Here is a 15,082-nt window from a genome sequence, read left to right as displayed (position 1 = left end):
CCGCTCCACCCTGTGCGGCCATGAGCGGCGCTCCGGGGAGCGGGTTCTCCGGTGCCGCGGTCGGTACCGGCGGCACCGGGGGCACTTTCGACGGCGGCTGCGCCGCCAGTCGCATCGCCACTGGTGGCGGCGGTGGGGGCGGGTACTTCGGCGGCGGGGGCGGCGGCAGCGGCTCCGTCAACGGCGCGGGCACCTCGGCGGGTGGTGGCGGTGGTGGCGGGGGCAGCAGCTTCGCCACTCCCACGGGTACCGGCACGAGCTATGCGCTGTCGACGGTCGGGACGGCGAACCACAACGGCCAGGTGATCATCTCCTACACGCTCCCGTCCTTGACCGTCACCAAGACCCACACCGGGCACTTCACCCAGGGGCGGGACGGGACCTACACCATCACCGTGGGCAACGCCGCCGGGGCCGCCCCGACCGACGGCACCACGGTCACCATGCAGGACACCCTCCCCGCGGGGCTCACGGCCGACAGCATCAGCGGTGCGGGCTGGACCTGTGACCAGGACACGCTCACCTGCACCCGTAGCGACGTCCTTCCCGCCGGGAGCAGCTACCCGCCCATCACGCTGCAGGTCGACGTCTCCTGCGGGGCCGACGACAAGGTCACCAACGTCGCGGTTGTCACCGGGGGCGGCGACACCACCCCCCACACCGCCACCGATCCCACCAGGATCAAGCACCACAAGCACGACGCGCACGACAAGTACGACATGCGCTGCGACCGCATCGAGTACTGGTAGGCCGAGCAACCCCGGGTTCGCCTCCACCGGCCCGCGACCACCGCGCCGCCGTCCGGGCGACCGCCTGATACGTGCCGCCAGGACCGTTGGAGCCGGTGCCGTAGCCCGCCGAGGGCGCGCACCGGCCCCAGGCGTCCGCCGCCCGCCGTCCAGCGGGCGACCCCCCACGGTGCGGCACGACCGGGGCCCGGGCCCGCTGGTGCCCCCGTCCCGGTGGACGGGGGCGCGGTCGGCCCGATGGGCTTCACCAGGCGGGGCGCGGATCCAGGGGCGAGGTGCGGGCACCTTCCCGGAAGGCTCCCGTCGCCGTCTCCGGCCGCCACAGGTAGCCCGGTGAGGGCGGGTCGGTTCGGGAGGGGTCGCGAGACACGGGATCGTAGTACCGCCGGTGACCGGGGAGCGGTACCTCGGTCAGGGCGCCGTCCCGCATCATCCACAGCCCGTAGCAGTCGTCCTCCTCGTCGTGGATCAGCACCTGCACGCTCTCCGGGTGCGGCCATGCCAGGGACTCCAGTTGCCGGAGCAGCCCGCTCCGGTGGCGCAGCCCGTAGAACTCGATCACCCACCCGCCGGCGAACAGATCGAGCGGCTTGAAGCGCCAGCGCGGCGAGTCCTCCCGCGTCAACGGCTCCATGGCCTCGTCCGCGTACAACGCCAGCACGATCACCTGCGCGATTCTGCTCATGCCGCAGTATCCGCGCAGCCCGTGCGCCCCAGGCAAGCGGATTTCTCACCACGCGATGAGCTCGCCGAGGTCGGTGAGTGTCGCGAGAATCGTCGCGGGGCGGCAAAGCACATATCCCTTGTGGTTTGCCTTCGGTATTTCGTTTTTCACCGCTTCGACCCCCAATTGTCGATCGGATCAGGTATCACCCATCTGCTGGTGCGCGACTCATGTGCGACCTACAGAACCTTCATGACGTCATGTAGAGTCTGCGCCGCCGTACATGACTGTCACTCAGAAAATGGAGGGCTCGGCAAACCGAGTCGAGGTCGAACCGACGTCGATATCAAGTCAATTCATATCGATCACCCACGGACTGTCCTAGTTTGCGCCGTCTTTGATACAAACTTACCCAGGAAAAGGAAATGCGCACAGAGAAACATCGCCGGCCCGTCGCAGGGGGCAGGGCCCTCACCGTCACCGGCCCGGGGGCCGCCCTCACCGCCTCGGCCGACGCCGTCCCGACCGCCGACTCCGCGCCACCGGAAGGGTCCACGAAGGCTCCACTGCAGGCGCGCTTCCTCGCGGGGACGCGTCGACGTGCGTCCGACCTCTCCCGCAGCTCCGGTGGATCCACGACAGGAAGTCCCATGTCCCGCAAGTCCCCGTCTCGTTCCCGACGGGCGGGTGTGCTGACCGCCGTTCTCGCCGCCGGTGCACTGTCCACCCTCGGCACGACCCCGGCTGGCGCCGTGGTCGGCGACGCGGCCGCGGCCGGCGCCTCCGCCACCACCGCGCGCCTGGTGATCGGTGACAGCCTGCGCGGCTGCACCGGCGCGCTGATCGACCAATTCTGGGTGATCAGCGCCGCGTCCTGCTTCTCCGACGACCCGGCGCAGCCGCAGGCGCTGGAGGCCGGCGCGCCGAAGTGGAAGACCACCGCCACGGTCGGCGCGAAGTCGACCCAGGTCGTCGAGCTGGTGCCGGGTCAGGGCCGCGACCTGGTGATGGCCCGCCTGGCCACGCCCGTCCAGGGTGTCACACCGCTGACGGTCGGCACCTCGGCGCCGGTCGCCGGACAGTCGCTGACGGTGACCGGGTTCGGGCGCACCAAGTCCGAGTGGGTCCCGGACAAGGCCCACACCGGCTCGTTCAGCCTCGACACCGTGAACCCGACCGGCGTAGGCATCACGGGTACGGGCGGCGCGGCGGTCTGCAAGGGCGACACCGGCGCCCCGGTGGTCCGCGAGGTCAACGGCAAGGCCGAGCTGGTCGCCGTCGCCTCCCGCTCCTGGCGCGGCGGCTGCCTCGACACCCCCGCCACCGAGACCCGCACCGGCGCCTACGCCACCCGCGTCGACGACCTCGCCGCGTGGGTGTCGGCCCGGACGAGCCGGTCGTACGAGATCCTCAACCCCGCCAGCGGACGCTGCCTCAACCTCAAGGGCGCCGGGCCGACCTGGCCGAACAGCACCGAGATCATCGCCTGGGACTGCACCCTCGGCGCCAACAACGAGCAGTTCCAGCTCACCCCGGACGGGCTGCTGCGCAACCCCGCCAGCGGACGCTGCCTGAACGTCGCCGGTGCCGGGCCGTGGAACAACGGCAACTCGATCATCCTCTTCGACTGCAGCGCCTCCTCCGGCAACGAGAAGTTCGAGTGGACCGCCGACGGCCAGCTGCGCAACCCCGCCAGCAACCGCTGCCTCAACGTCTTCGGCGCCGGCCCGGTCTGGAACAACAACACCCCGATCGTCCTGTGGGACTGCAACAGCGACCCGAACGAGAAGTTCCAGCTCATCGCCGTACAGGCCTGACCGTAGCTCCGGATCAAGAGTGATGGGGTGGCCGTGGCCGGATGCCACGGCCACCTTCCGGTTTCGGCCGACTCAGCCGTCAGCGGCTCGTGGAACGCGCCGTCGCCCCGCCGTCGGCGGCGAGGGTGCATGGCGGTCGAAGACGGCCTTCCAGTCGGGATCGTGGGCGGTGCCGGTGACCGCGATCGTATCCGCGGCCGCGGGTGGTCCTGAAGTAGCAGATCCGGAGGGGCACTTCGGCGGGGGAGGCCGGTACCGGCGGTGGACGCGCCCGGCCGTCGCGGGCGCCTACGGTCGCCCCGACGGCCCGCCGAGGCACCCCAGGAGAGACACCGTGATCCGCGCCGCCAGGACGGCCGCCGCTGTGGCGGCTCTGGTCATGACCCTCCTCACCGCGTCGGCCGCACCGGCACCGGCACTCGGCGCCACTGCGCCGGCCGCCACCGCCGACCCGCTCGCCGCGCTGCGCGGCCGGCAGCCGCTCTGGCACCCCTGCGCGAGCGGCCCGGACGACACCGCCGGCGCCGACCTGGATGCCGCCGGCGCCCGCTGCACCGAGGTCACCGTCCCCCTCGACTACCGCCGTCCCGACGGACGGACGCTCAGCATCGCCCTCTCCCGGCTGCCCGCCACCGACCCCGCCCACCGGCTGGGCACCCTGTTCTACAACCCCGGCGGCCCCGGCGTCCCCGCCCGCGGGCTCGCCCTCGCCCTGCGGCAGGCCGCCCCCGCCCTCGGCGCCCGCTACGACATCGTCGGCATGGACCCGCGCTTCGTCGGCGCCAGCACCCCCCTCGACTGCGGCTGGCCGACGGCCGGCCCCGGCGCGGCCGGCCCCGACCGGCTGGGCTTCGACCGGGCCGCCGAGCTCGCCAAGGACCTCGCGGCCCGCTGCGCTCCGTACCGCGCCCTGCTGCCGCACGCCTCCACCCGCAACACCGCCCGGGACCTGGACCTGGTGCGCGCCGTCCTCGGCGAGCCGACGATCGCCTACCTCGGCTCGTCCTACGGGAGCTACCTCGGCGAGGTCTACCTCCAACTGTTCCCCGACCGGGTGGGGCGGGCGGTGCTCGACGCAGCCATGGACCCGGACCGCTTCGGTCCCGACCTGACCGCCACCCAGGGCCCCGCGATGGGGGCCGCGCTCACCGCCTGGGCCGCCTGGGCGGCCGGCCACGACGACCGCCACCACCTGGGCGCGACCACCGCCGAGGTACTGGCCTCGGTCGAGCGGGTGCGCCTGGCCGCCGAACGCGCCCCGCTGGCGGTCGGCACCCACCGGGTCGACGCCCGGGCGCTGCCGCAGGTGCTGTGGACGGTGTCGGCCGCCGACGACGACGCTGCCTACGAGGAGTTCTCCGCCCTGGCACGCGTCCTGCTCGACGCCGCCGAGGGCCGGCCGGCCCCGCCGACCGCGCTGCTGGAGGCGGTGCTGACCGGCCTGGCGTCCCCCGACACCGGAGGCTACGCCGCCGCGCAGACCGCGATCATGTGCGCGGACCGCGTCGCCTCGCGCGACCCGCTCGCCTACTACCGCGACATCCAGGCCCACCGCGCCGACGAGCCGCTGTTCGGCCCGCTCACCCGCAACCTCACCCCCTGCACCTTCTGGCCCGCCGAGCCTGCGGAACCGCCCACCCGGGTGCGCAACGCCGTCCCGGTCCTGCTGGTCGGCGCCGACGGCGACCCGGCCGCCACCTACCCCGGCCAGCTCTCCGCCCACCGGGCCCTCACCGGCTCCCGGCTCGTGACCCTGCGCGGTGCCTTCCGCCACACCGTCTACGCGGGCCTGTTCGCCCCCCGCGACACCTGCGTGGATGCCGCCGTCGACCGCTACCTCCTCGACGGCGTCCTCCCCGCCCACGACGCCGACTGCCCGTCACCCCGCCCGTAGGAAGAACCAGCGGGCGGACCCGGCAGGGTCCGCCCGGCCGGCTCCGCGTGGGCTGGTGCTGCCCGCCCCGGCCGCTACCGGGCCGGGGCTCCGGAGACGACGCCGAGGGCATTCGACCCGCGTACCTTGACCTTGGTCCTGGTCAGCCGCGTGAGCGCGGCCGTGACGTCCGCGGCCTGAGCGTCGGTGAAGGCCGTCTTGAGGATGGTCGCGGCCACGGGCGCTCCGCTCGGCCTCTTCACCAGGATCGACCAGGCCAGGGGAGTGTCCGTGGCTCGGGTGACCGACGTCCACGGGAACCTCAACTCCCCGGACGCCGTACGGATGACGGCCTCCTGATCGGTCAACGCGACCGATGTGGGACCCGCCTGGCGCTGGGCGGCACGAGAAGCGAGCTTCTTGGCGACCACTGTGATGTTCTGGACCTGGATCAGGCAGGCGATGAGCGCGGCGATCGCGAAGAGGACACCGTCCGCTGCGAGGCAGAGCAGTGAGAGCAGCAACCAGGCGCCGGCGACCGCCCAGCGCACTGCCGGTGCGGGGAAGTTTGCTCTCACCGCGGCGGCGAGCTCCTCAGGTGCTGCGTCGTACTCCACCTGGACGTTCACGTTCGTTCCTTTGTTCGCGAGGGCACATCATGGCCGGGGCACCGCACCCGGCACAAGCGCGATGCGCCGGCCCCGGATGGGACGCCTACGACCAACGCCGGGCCGGCTCCGGAACGGCGCTCACCTCATGGGCGACGTAGCGGGCGATGGCTTCGTCCTTCTTGAGGGGTGCGGAGTGGGCGCGGCTCATCGGATCTACGCCGACCGAGTCCGCCGGCCCGGGGAGTCCACCTTCAGGCCGAGCTGTTCGAGGGCGTCGAGTACCTCGATGAGGCCCGTCCGGTCGTCCTGGCCGCGGCGCATGGTGGTCAGGACGGTCGCGGCGGTACCGGACTCCTCGACGCTCTGCCACAGTGCCGGGGCGAGCACCGGGTGGGCGCTGACCTCGACCAGTACGTCATGGCCCGTCAGCAGCTCGGCGGTGGAGTCGGCCAGCAGGACGGGCTGCCGCAGGTTCTGGGCGAAGTAGCCCGCGGTGGCCTGCCGCCAGTCGAGCGCCTGCCCCGTGACCGAGGAGATCATCGGGATCCGGCCGGGCCTGGGGGTGAGCTCACCTATGGCCCGTTCGAGGTCCGCCAGGATCGGATCGATCGCCGGGCTATGGGCCGGCAGGTCGACTCGGACCATCGCGCACAGCACGTCCGCGGCCTGGAGCTGGGCGACGATGGCCTCCAACTCGGACCGGTCACCGGCCAGCACGGTGGTCCGCGGGCCGTTCCGCGCGGCGACGGACACGCTCCCCTCAAGCCCTCGCAGGTGCTTCGAGAGGTCGACGGCCGAGAGCTCCACCACGGCCATGCCGCTGTGAGGGCCGGCCACGCGGCGTTGTTGATCGCTGTAGTGGTGGACGAGCCGGACCGCGTCCGGCAGGTCGAGGATGCCTGCGATGACGCCGGCGGCGATCTCGCCGACGCTGTGACCCGTGACAGCGGCCGGCCGGACGCCCGCCTCTTCCAGCCAGCGGGCGATGCCCACTTGGACGGCGAAGACGATGGGTTGCATGACGCCGACGTCGTTCGTCCTGGCTTCGGGTTCGTCGAGGAAGAGCTCGTGGACGAGGGACCAGCCGGTGTGCCGGGCCAGCTCGCTGTCGCACTCCTCCAGGGCCGAGCGGAAGGCGGGTTCGGTGCGGAACAGAGTCCGCCCCATGCCGACCCACTGCTGGCCGTAGGGGGAGCAGACGAAGGCGATCCGGGTGCCGTCCGCAGCGGCGGGCTCCGGCCCGGCGGACGGGCTGCTGGTCAGCTCATGGACGGCTGCCCCGCCGAGTTCGCTCAGCCGCAGACCCGGAGCGGCGGCCACGGCGTCGAGCAGCTCGGTGAACTCCCGGGCCAGCCGCTCGGCCTCCGCGGGGACGAACAGGTCGAGGGCGTAGGTGAGGCTGCCGTCGACGCCGTCCGGTCTCCGCTGTTCGGTGAAGCCCTCGAACAGCTCGAAGCGGAGGTCGAAGCGGGTGATCCCCTCCGTCACCGGCTCGGTCCGGACCTCCAGGCCGGAAAGGTGGAGTTCGGCGCTCGCGTTGTTCTGGAATGCGAGCATCACCTGGATGAGCGGGTGCCACGCGGGGGAGCGCGGCGGGTTGATGGTCTGGACCACGTGGTCGAATGGCACCTCCTGGTGAGCGAAGGCCGCCAGGTCCGTGCTGCGCACCCGGAACAGCAGCTCCCGGAAGGTCGGGTCGCTGTCGGTCCTGGTGCGCAGCACCAGCGTATTGACGAAGAATCCGATCAGGTCGTCGAGGCCCTCGTCGGTGCGCCCGGCGGTGGGGATGCCGATGGCGATGTCGGTGCCGGCTCCGCGCCTGGTGAGCAGGGTCGCAAGGGCGGCCTGCACGACCATGAAGACGCTGGTGCCGGTCTCCCGCGCCAGCTGGTGCAGTGCCCGGTGGGTCGCCCGCGTGACGTGGAAGGGGACCCGACCGCCCCGGTGCGAGGGGGTGTCCGGACGCGGGGCCGCCACATCGATCCGTAGGCGGTCGGGCATTCCCGCCAACTCGCCCTCCCAGAAGGAGAGCTGGCGATTGACCAGGCTGTTGGGGTCCTCCGGGGTGCCCAGGAGATCGTCCTGCCAGAGCGTGTAGTCGACGTACTGGACCGGTAGTTCGGGCCGGGCCGGCTCCTGCCCGAGGCGGCGCGCGGCGTATGCGAGTGCCAGATCGCGGTTCAGGGGGAGCAGTGACCATCCGTCGCAGGCGATGTGATGGATGGTCAGGAGCAGGACGTGTTCGTCCGCCGAGAGCCGGAACAGCTGGGCCCGTAGTGCCGTCTCGGCGGTGAGGTCGAAGGCGTGACCGGCCGCAGCGCTCAGCGCTTCGGACAGGCCTGCCTCGGTGACGCCGTCGACCGGCAGCTCGACCGGAGCCTCGTCCGGGTCCAGGACGACCTGCTGGGGTCGGCCGTCCCAGTCGGGGTAAGCGGTGCGCAGACTCTCGTGCCGGGTGACCAGGTCGTCGAGGGCGAGTCGCAGGGCGGACAGGTCGAGGTCGCCGCGCAGCCGGTAGGCCATCGGCATGTTGTAGTGTCCGGCCGCGCCGTGCAGGCGGTTCAGGAACCAGAGGCGCCGCTGGGTCTGCGAGAGCGGGATCTCCGCCGGACGGCCCCGGGGGCGCAGTGGCGGGCGTCGGCTGCCGGAGCCCTGCTCCAGGTGCTCGGTGAGCTGGGCGACGGTCGGGGCCTCGAAGATCGTCCGGACCGGGACCTCCACGTCCAGGGCGGCCCGGATGCGACCGGCGAGCCGGGTGGCCAGCAGGGAGTGGCCGCCCAACTCGAAGAAGGAGTCGTCGATGGTGACCCGGTCGAGCCCGAGCACCTGGGCGAACACCGCGCAGAGGATCTCCTCCCGTTGGCCTCGCGGGGCGCGGCCCTTCTTCTCGCTCATGGTCAGCTCCCGCTGACGGCGGTGCGGACCCGGGCGGGCCACGCCGCGGTGTCGAGGCCGTACTGGCAGAGGAAGGCGTAGACGAGCCGTTCCAGGCCGAATCCGACGCAGCCGCTCCGGGTCGGGCCGTTCGCACCGTGGTCGATGCCGAAAGCCTTGCCGAAGAGGTCGTCGTGGAAGTTGAAGGAGCCGACGGCGATCGTCTTCCCGGGCGCGACGTGGAGCCGCAGCTCGTACTTGAGCTCCATCAGCCGCTGGGACCAGATCCGCTCGGAGGTGTCCGCGCCGCAGAAGAACGGATCGTTGCCCACCTCGCAGAAGCCGCTCAGGCCGAGCTCCTCGACGAAGACGAAGACCTTCCGCATGAAGCGCTCACGGGAGTTCAGCACGTCTTCCCGGGAGCCCATGAAGACCATCTCCCGGATGGTGAAGTCCCAGAGCCGCTCCAGGCTGGTGGCGTATGCCGCCTCGAAGCGGAACGACTTGCCGCGCGAGGTGACCACGTGGAGCCGGCCCGCCTCCAGTGTGCGGTCGCTGTACTGGTTGAAGGTGTGGTAGCACATCGTGGGCGGCAGGCAGTAGTCGACGTTGCCGCAGGAGTCCAGCACCGCGGAGTCGATGCCGGTGACGGCCTGCCGCTCCTGGAAGGCGCGGTAGACGTCCAGGTCGTTGCGCAGCCTGGTGACGAACATCAGGTGCTGCGGGAAGGCCTTGAAGTAGCCCGCCGTCTCCAGCGCCTTCGTTCTGATCAGAGTCGGGTAACGGTACTCCCGGACTTCGTGGTCCTCGGCCAGCAGGTCACAGACGGCCCGGTCGAAGTAGGTGAAGAGGGAGAGCAGCGGCTCGCCGACGGCGACCTGACCCTCACCGACCTCCGTCACCGCGCCGGTCTCGGAGAGGAGTTCGAAGACGTCCTGGTGCGGGGTGCGCTGGTGCGGCGACGTCCAGACGGCCTTGGCCGGCGTCACCCACTGCCTCCGGACGTCGTTGTCCACCATGGAGTTGACCTTCTCGGTCAGGGCGTCGTGCGGGAGCGGTTGCCCGGAGCGGAGTGTCACGGAGCGCACCTCGTCGCCCTCCACGGGCACCACGAAGCCGGTGATCTCGGGCGACACGAAGAAGAGTCGGCGCTCGATCTCGGCGGCCAGCGCTCCGGGGATCGGGCTGCGAAGGTCGATCCGGGTGAGGACCTCGTTGGGGTGCGTCATCGTGGTTCTTTCCTCGCCGATGGGAGAACGGTCGGACGGGCCGGCGCGCGGCGACGTGGCCGCCGCGCGCGCAGGTGGGACCAGGGCGTGCCCCTAGGCCGCCGTAGCCGTCCGCGACGTGACCAGGCGGACGAGACCGTCGACCGTGCGGAAGTTGTCGAAGTCCATGTCCGCCGGGCCGAGGGCCAGGGCGAATTCCTTCTCCACGAAGAGCGCGAGCTGCATCGCGAAGAGGGAGTTGACGTAGCCGAGGGCGAAGAAGTCGTCGTTGTCGGCGAGCGGCTGGCCGGCCAGGTGCGGGGCGAGGAACTCGCGGACCCGGGCGCGCACGTCGTTGTTCGTCATATCAGGTTTCTCCTTGGGTAGTTCGAGGATCAGTAGGTGTAGAAGCCCTGGCCGGTCTTGCGGCCCAGGAGTCGTGCGTCGACCATCTTCTGGAGCAGGGGGGCAGGGCGGTACTTACTGTCCTTGTAGCTCTCGTACATGACCGTGATCGAGTTCAGGATCGTGTCGAGGCCGATCAGGTCGCCGGTCTCCAGGGGCCCCATCTTGTGGCCGAAGCAGCCGCGGAACATCTTGTCGACGTCCTCGGCCGAGGCGATCTGGTCCTGGACGCAGAAGATGGCCTCGTTGATGGTCACCATGAGGACCCGGTTGGTGATGAAGCCGGGGGCGTCCTGGACGACGATGCCCTCCTTGCCCATGTCCGACAGCAGCCCGAGCGCGGTGTTCAGCGTCTCCTCGCTGGTGAAGTGGCCGCTGACAACCTCGACGGTGTCCATCATCGGGACGGGGTTCATGAAGTGCAGCCCGAGGATCTCGGCCGGTCGCCCGGTGACCGAGCCCACCCGGGTGATCGGCACGGCCGAGGTGTTCACGCCGAAGATCACTCCGGGACGGCAGATGGTGTCGATCTGCTCGTACACCGTGCGCTTGATGTCCCAGTCCTCGGTGACGTTCTCGACCACGAAGTCGGCGTCGGCCAGCGAGGTGAGCTCGGTGCGGGTGGTGATCCGGGCGAGGACGGTCTTGGCGTCCTCCTTCAGCGGCTTGCCGAGCAGCATCGGCTGGACCAGCAGGTCACGGCCGATCTGGGCCACCGCGCTGTCGAGCTGAGCCAGTGAGATGTCCACGAGGATCACCTCGAACCCGGACTCCGCGAAGGACTGGGCGACGCCGCGGCCGATCGTGCCGGCGCCGATCACGCCTACGGTTCGGATGCTCACGGGGATACCACCTTTGCGGGATAGAAGGGGGGAGTGGGGGTGCCTGGTCAGGCCTGGGCGTCCCTGGTGTCCAGGTGGTCGGCGAGATCCGCGATCGTGACATAGCGGAACAGGTCGACCATGGAGACCCGGATGTCCATGATCTTCTGGATGCTCTGGGCGATCCGGAGTGCGGCCAGCGAGTCCACCCCGAGCGCGAACGAGGTGTCATGCACGTTGAGCTCGGTGAGATCGAGCTCGCGGGCCCAGATCCGGGCGAGCGCGCGCTCGGTGTCGCTGAACTCGCCGCTCTCCTTGCCGAAGAGCTTCGGCTCGCCGTCGGACGGCGTGCCGTCCGGCGGCGCGGCGGATTCGCCGGCACTGCTGCGGGCCGCGGCGATGGCCTGCTGGATCGGGACGGCCAGTACCAGCGGCGCGCGACGCAGCAGCTCCGCGAGCTCGCTGGACCCGCCCAGCTTGCGGTAGTTGACCTCGCCGACGATCACCGTGGTGCAGGCCGAGGCGAGGATCTCCTCGAAGCTGCTGAGACCGTCCTCGACCGACACCGACCGGAAGAAGCCCTGGTCCTGCTGGACTCCGTGGTCGAAGGCCATGCCGGTTTCCAGCCAGTCGCTCCAGTCGACCGTCACCGTCCACCGGCCGCGCGCGGAGCGCTGCTCGGCGAACTGGTCCAAGTAGCTGTTGGCGGCAGTGTAGTCGCCTTGCCCGGCCGCGCCGAAGATCGCCACCGTGGAACCGAAGTTGACCATGCAATCCGGCGGATCGTCCTGGGTGACGAGGTCCAGCACGGTGGCGCCGAGCACCTTGGGGTTCAGAGTACGACGGAAGGTCTCCGCGTCCTTGCGGAAGAGGAAGCCGTCCCCGGCGACACCGGCCGCGTGGACGACGCAGCCGATCGCGCCGAGATCGGCGCGGATCTTCGCGACGACTCCCTCCATGACCGTCAGGTCCGTGACGTCACCGCAGTAGCTGCGAACTTCGGCGCCGTTCCGTTCCAGTTCACGCAGTGCCTCGATCTGCCCGCGCAGCTTGGCGTCGGTGACCTCGTCCCACCGCTCGCGCGGCGGCAGTTCGGTGCGGTTGACCAGGGCCAGCCGCGCACCCGGCCCCGAGCGGCTCAGATGGCGGGCCACCGCGAGTCCGAGTCCGCCCAGACCGCCGGTGATGAGGTACACCCCGTCCGGGCGGACCGGCGCGGACCTCGGATGCTCCCGCAGGTGCACCGGTGCGAGCTCCGCGACGTACCGGTGCCCGTCGCGCAGCGCGACGGTGGCGGGTGTCCGGGCTCCGAGCAGTTCGGCACAGACGGCCTCGGCGCCGGTGTCGCCGGCGATGTCGAGGCAGAACACCTCGGTGTCCCTGTACTCCTGTCCGATCACTTTCGCCAGGCCGAAGAGCGTCGCGTGGACCGGGGCCGTCTCCGGCTCGGTGCCGGTCACCCGTGCCACCGAGGGGGCGACCACGCTGAACCCGGCCGGGGCCACGCCGCGCTCGGAGAGGCTGCGGGCCAAGTGGAACAGGCTGTGGACGCCGTGGCCGAGCCTGGCCTCCAGGAGCGACAGATCCTGCTGGACGCCGTCGTCGGCAGGGGCCGCGACGTGCACGACCTCGTCCGGGAGCTCCGCACCGAGTGCGTCCAGCAGTCGACCGAAACCCTCCGGGGTGGGCGGCACTTCGTACCGGTCCGGAACGGTCTGCTGCCACCGGTCTGCGAGTACCGCCTCGGCGACGCCGACGCCGCGCGCACGCAGTGCGGCACTCAGCTCGGCGCCGATGCTGCCCTGCTCGCCGATCACCAGGACCCGGGTGGGCGGGGCCCGGCGCTCCTCGGGTGCCGGTGCCGGGACCCATCGGAGGGTGTGATGACGGGTGTGCGGGCGCAGCTGGGCGACTGTGCGCTTGGCGTCGGCGACGCGCTTCACGGTGAAGCCGCGGATCTCGGCAGCGGTGGCCCCCGACTCGTCGCAGATCACCACGTCGACCTTGCGGAACTCGGCGTTGTTCACATAGCCCGGATGCGGTTGGACGAAGCTCAGGCCGCGAGCGGGCAGCGGGCCGTGCAGGAGCAGCGAGTCGTAGCCGACCGGGAGGAAGAAGTCCCTTTCGCCGAGGGCGAGTCGACGGTCATCGGGAGTCTCCAGGACGGCGAAGCCACTGAAGCCGGTGGCCTGATCGAGCAGGGTCGGGTGCAGGAGGTGGTCCTGGCACTCGGCCCGGTACTGCTCGGGCAGGTCGAGTATGCCGAGGGCGGCCCGGATGCCGAGGTGCACGGTCGGGAGGCTGCTCCGCCAGCGATCGCCGAACTCCATCACCTTGTGCTCGGTCTGCCGCCGGGCGATGTCCACGCTCTCCAGTGAGCAGAGCTCACGCAGAGCTGCCGGATCCTGCAGCGGCGCGGGTGCGGTGTGCGGCTCGACACTCACCACGCCCTGGACGTGCACCGTCCAGTGGTCGCTCGCCGGGTCGTGACTGGCGACGGTGAACTCGGCCCGCAGGTCGTCGATTTCCCGGACGGTCGTGTGTGCGGTACGTGGGGCCCCTTCCTGCACCAGCAGCGGGACGAGGAAGGTGACGTCGCAGAGCTCGGTGACCGGCCGGCCGAAGTGCAGGGAGGCGGCGGCGCGGGCCATCTCCAGGTAAGTGGTTCCGGGGACGATCGCCTCTCCGAGCAGCTTGTGTTCGGAGAGTACCCAGTGCAGCTCCAGCGAGAACTCGGTGAGGAAGACGGACTGGCCCGTCGACCGGAGCAGGACCTGGTCCAGCAACGGGTGCGGGCCGGGCGTGCGCTGGACCGCCGCCTGCGGGATCTGGGGTTCGAGCCAGTAGCGCTTGCGCTGGAAGGGGTAGGTGGGAAGGGGGATGCGGCGGCGCTGCTGCTGGGCGAAGTAGGCGGCCCAGTTGGGCCGGGCGCCGGTGAGCCAGAGGCTGCCGAGGGTGCGCTGGATGATCTCGGTGGCGGTACGGCGGTCGCGCTTGTGGGGGAGCGAGGCGAGAGCCGTGGCCTCGATGCCCGCACTGGTGAGGATGCGCCGGGCGAGGCTGCTGAACGTCTGGCCGGGGCCGACTTCGAGCAGGGTGACGTGCGGCTCGGTGGTGGCGGTCCGGACGCCGGCGGAGTACTCGACGCAGGCGCGGACGTGGTTGCCCCAGTAACCCGGGTCCACCGCCTGGCTGTCGGTGATCCACGTGCCGGTGAGGTTGGAGACGAACGGCACCTGCGGAGCACGGCGGTCGACGGCGGCGACGGCGGCGACGAACTCTCCGACCATCGGCTCCATCAGGGGGGAGTGGAAGGCGTGGGAGGTGGCGACGGGCTGGGTGGCCCAGCCGTGTTCTTCGGCGAGGGTGGTGAAGGCCTGGATGGCGTCGTGGGGGCCGGAGACGACGCAGTCGCGGGGGCCGTTGTGGGCGGCGAGGGAGAGGTTGTGGGGCAGGGCGGCTTCGACGGTGGTGCGGTCGGCCATGACGTTGAGCATGGCGCCGGGGGCCTGGGCCTGCATGAGGCGGCCGCGCAGGGCGACGAGGTGGAGGGCGTCGGGGAGGGTGAAGACGCCCGCGACGCAGGCGGCGACCCACTCGCCGAGGCTGTGGCCGAGCATGGCGGTGGGGGTGATGCCCCAGGACTGCCAGAGCCGGGTGAGGGCGTACTCGACGACGAAGAGGGCGGGTTGGGCCCACTGAGTCTGGTCGAGTCGGCTGTCCTCGGTGAAGATCACCTCGCGGATGTCCTGGTCGAGCTGCGGCCTGAGCAGCTCGGCGCACTCGTCGACGCAGGCGCGGAAGACGGCTTCCTGCTCGTACAGGTCACGGGCCATGCCGGAGTGCTGGGAGCCCTGGCCGCTGAAGACGAACACCAGCGGTGTGGCGCCGCCCGCGACGTGACCGGTGACGACGTTGGCCGGGTCCCGTGCCTCCAGAGCGGCCGCGACGGCTTCGGCGGAAGAGCCGGTGACGGTGCGGCGGTGGGGGAAGGTGCGGCGGCCGGTGGCCAGGGTGTGGGCGGCGTCGGCGAGGTTGGGCTGTTCGCGGCGCAGGTGGG

General features: G+C 71.1%; 9 protein-coding genes and 1 pseudogene. 3 read left to right on the top strand and 7 right to left on the bottom strand.

Annotated elements, in window-relative coordinates:
* A pseudogene (locus ACFWJ4_RS38010) lies at nucleotides 1–749 on the top strand (hypothetical protein); the annotation flags it as partial.
* A gap of 244 nt (nucleotides 750–993) precedes the next feature.
* Here ACFWJ4_RS38010 and ACFWJ4_RS38005 read toward each other — a convergent pair.
* Complete coding sequence (locus tag ACFWJ4_RS38005; protein WP_380553027.1) at nucleotides 994–1,434, bottom strand: hypothetical protein; 441 nt, start codon at nucleotides 1,432–1,434, stop codon at nucleotides 994–996.
* A 629-nt stretch (nucleotides 1,435–2,063) separates the two neighbouring features.
* Here ACFWJ4_RS38005 and ACFWJ4_RS38000 point away from each other — a divergent pair.
* Both ACFWJ4_RS38000 and ACFWJ4_RS37995 read left to right on the top strand, forming a co-directional pair.
* The gene (locus ACFWJ4_RS38000) at nucleotides 2,064–3,230 is read left to right on the top strand and encodes a ricin-type beta-trefoil lectin domain protein (RefSeq protein ID WP_380553024.1); all 1,167 of its coding nucleotides are present in this window, start codon (nucleotides 2,064–2,066) and stop codon (nucleotides 3,228–3,230) included.
* A 334-nt stretch (nucleotides 3,231–3,564) separates the two neighbouring features.
* Nucleotides 3,565–5,124, top strand: a complete 1,560-nt coding sequence (locus ACFWJ4_RS37995) for an alpha/beta hydrolase (RefSeq protein WP_380553021.1) — start codon at nucleotides 3,565–3,567, stop codon at nucleotides 5,122–5,124.
* A gap of 74 nt (nucleotides 5,125–5,198) precedes the next feature.
* Here the strand turns inward: ACFWJ4_RS37995 and ACFWJ4_RS37990 are convergent, their stop codons facing one another.
* From ACFWJ4_RS37990 to ACFWJ4_RS37965, 6 genes are all read right to left on the bottom strand, one after another.
* Complete coding sequence (locus ACFWJ4_RS37990; protein ID WP_380553018.1) at nucleotides 5,199–5,732, bottom strand: hypothetical protein; 534 nt, start codon at nucleotides 5,730–5,732, stop codon at nucleotides 5,199–5,201.
* 195 nt (nucleotides 5,733–5,927) lie between these two features.
* Nucleotides 5,928–8,609 (bottom strand): condensation domain-containing protein, encoded by a 2,682-nt coding sequence (locus ACFWJ4_RS37985; protein ID WP_380553015.1) that lies wholly within the window; start codon nucleotides 8,607–8,609, stop codon nucleotides 5,928–5,930.
* A 2-nt stretch (nucleotides 8,610–8,611) separates the two neighbouring features.
* Nucleotides 8,612–9,817 carry a hypothetical protein gene (locus ACFWJ4_RS37980; protein WP_380553012.1) on the bottom strand — a complete coding sequence of 402 codons (1,206 nt, stop codon included), beginning with the start codon at nucleotides 9,815–9,817 and terminating at the stop codon, nucleotides 8,612–8,614.
* 93 nt (nucleotides 9,818–9,910) lie between these two features.
* Entirely contained in the window at nucleotides 9,911–10,162 is a 252-nt protein-coding gene (locus ACFWJ4_RS37975; protein WP_380553009.1) for an acyl carrier protein, read from the bottom strand.
* Between the two features lie 29 nt (nucleotides 10,163–10,191).
* Nucleotides 10,192–11,043 carry a 3-hydroxyacyl-CoA dehydrogenase family protein gene (locus tag ACFWJ4_RS37970; protein ID WP_380553006.1) on the bottom strand — a complete coding sequence of 284 codons (852 nt, stop codon included), beginning with the start codon at nucleotides 11,041–11,043 and terminating at the stop codon, nucleotides 10,192–10,194.
* 47 nt (nucleotides 11,044–11,090) lie between these two features.
* The coding region (locus tag ACFWJ4_RS37965) for an SDR family NAD(P)-dependent oxidoreductase (RefSeq protein ID WP_380553003.1) at nucleotides 11,091–15,082 on the bottom strand (3,992 nt) is incomplete at its 5' end.

Source organism: Kitasatospora sp. NPDC127067 (assembly GCF_042724755.1).
GTDB classification, from domain to species: Bacteria; Actinomycetota; Actinomycetes; order Streptomycetales; family Streptomycetaceae; genus Kitasatospora; species Kitasatospora lactacystinica.
This window is presented reverse-complemented; position numbering and strand designations above follow the sequence as displayed.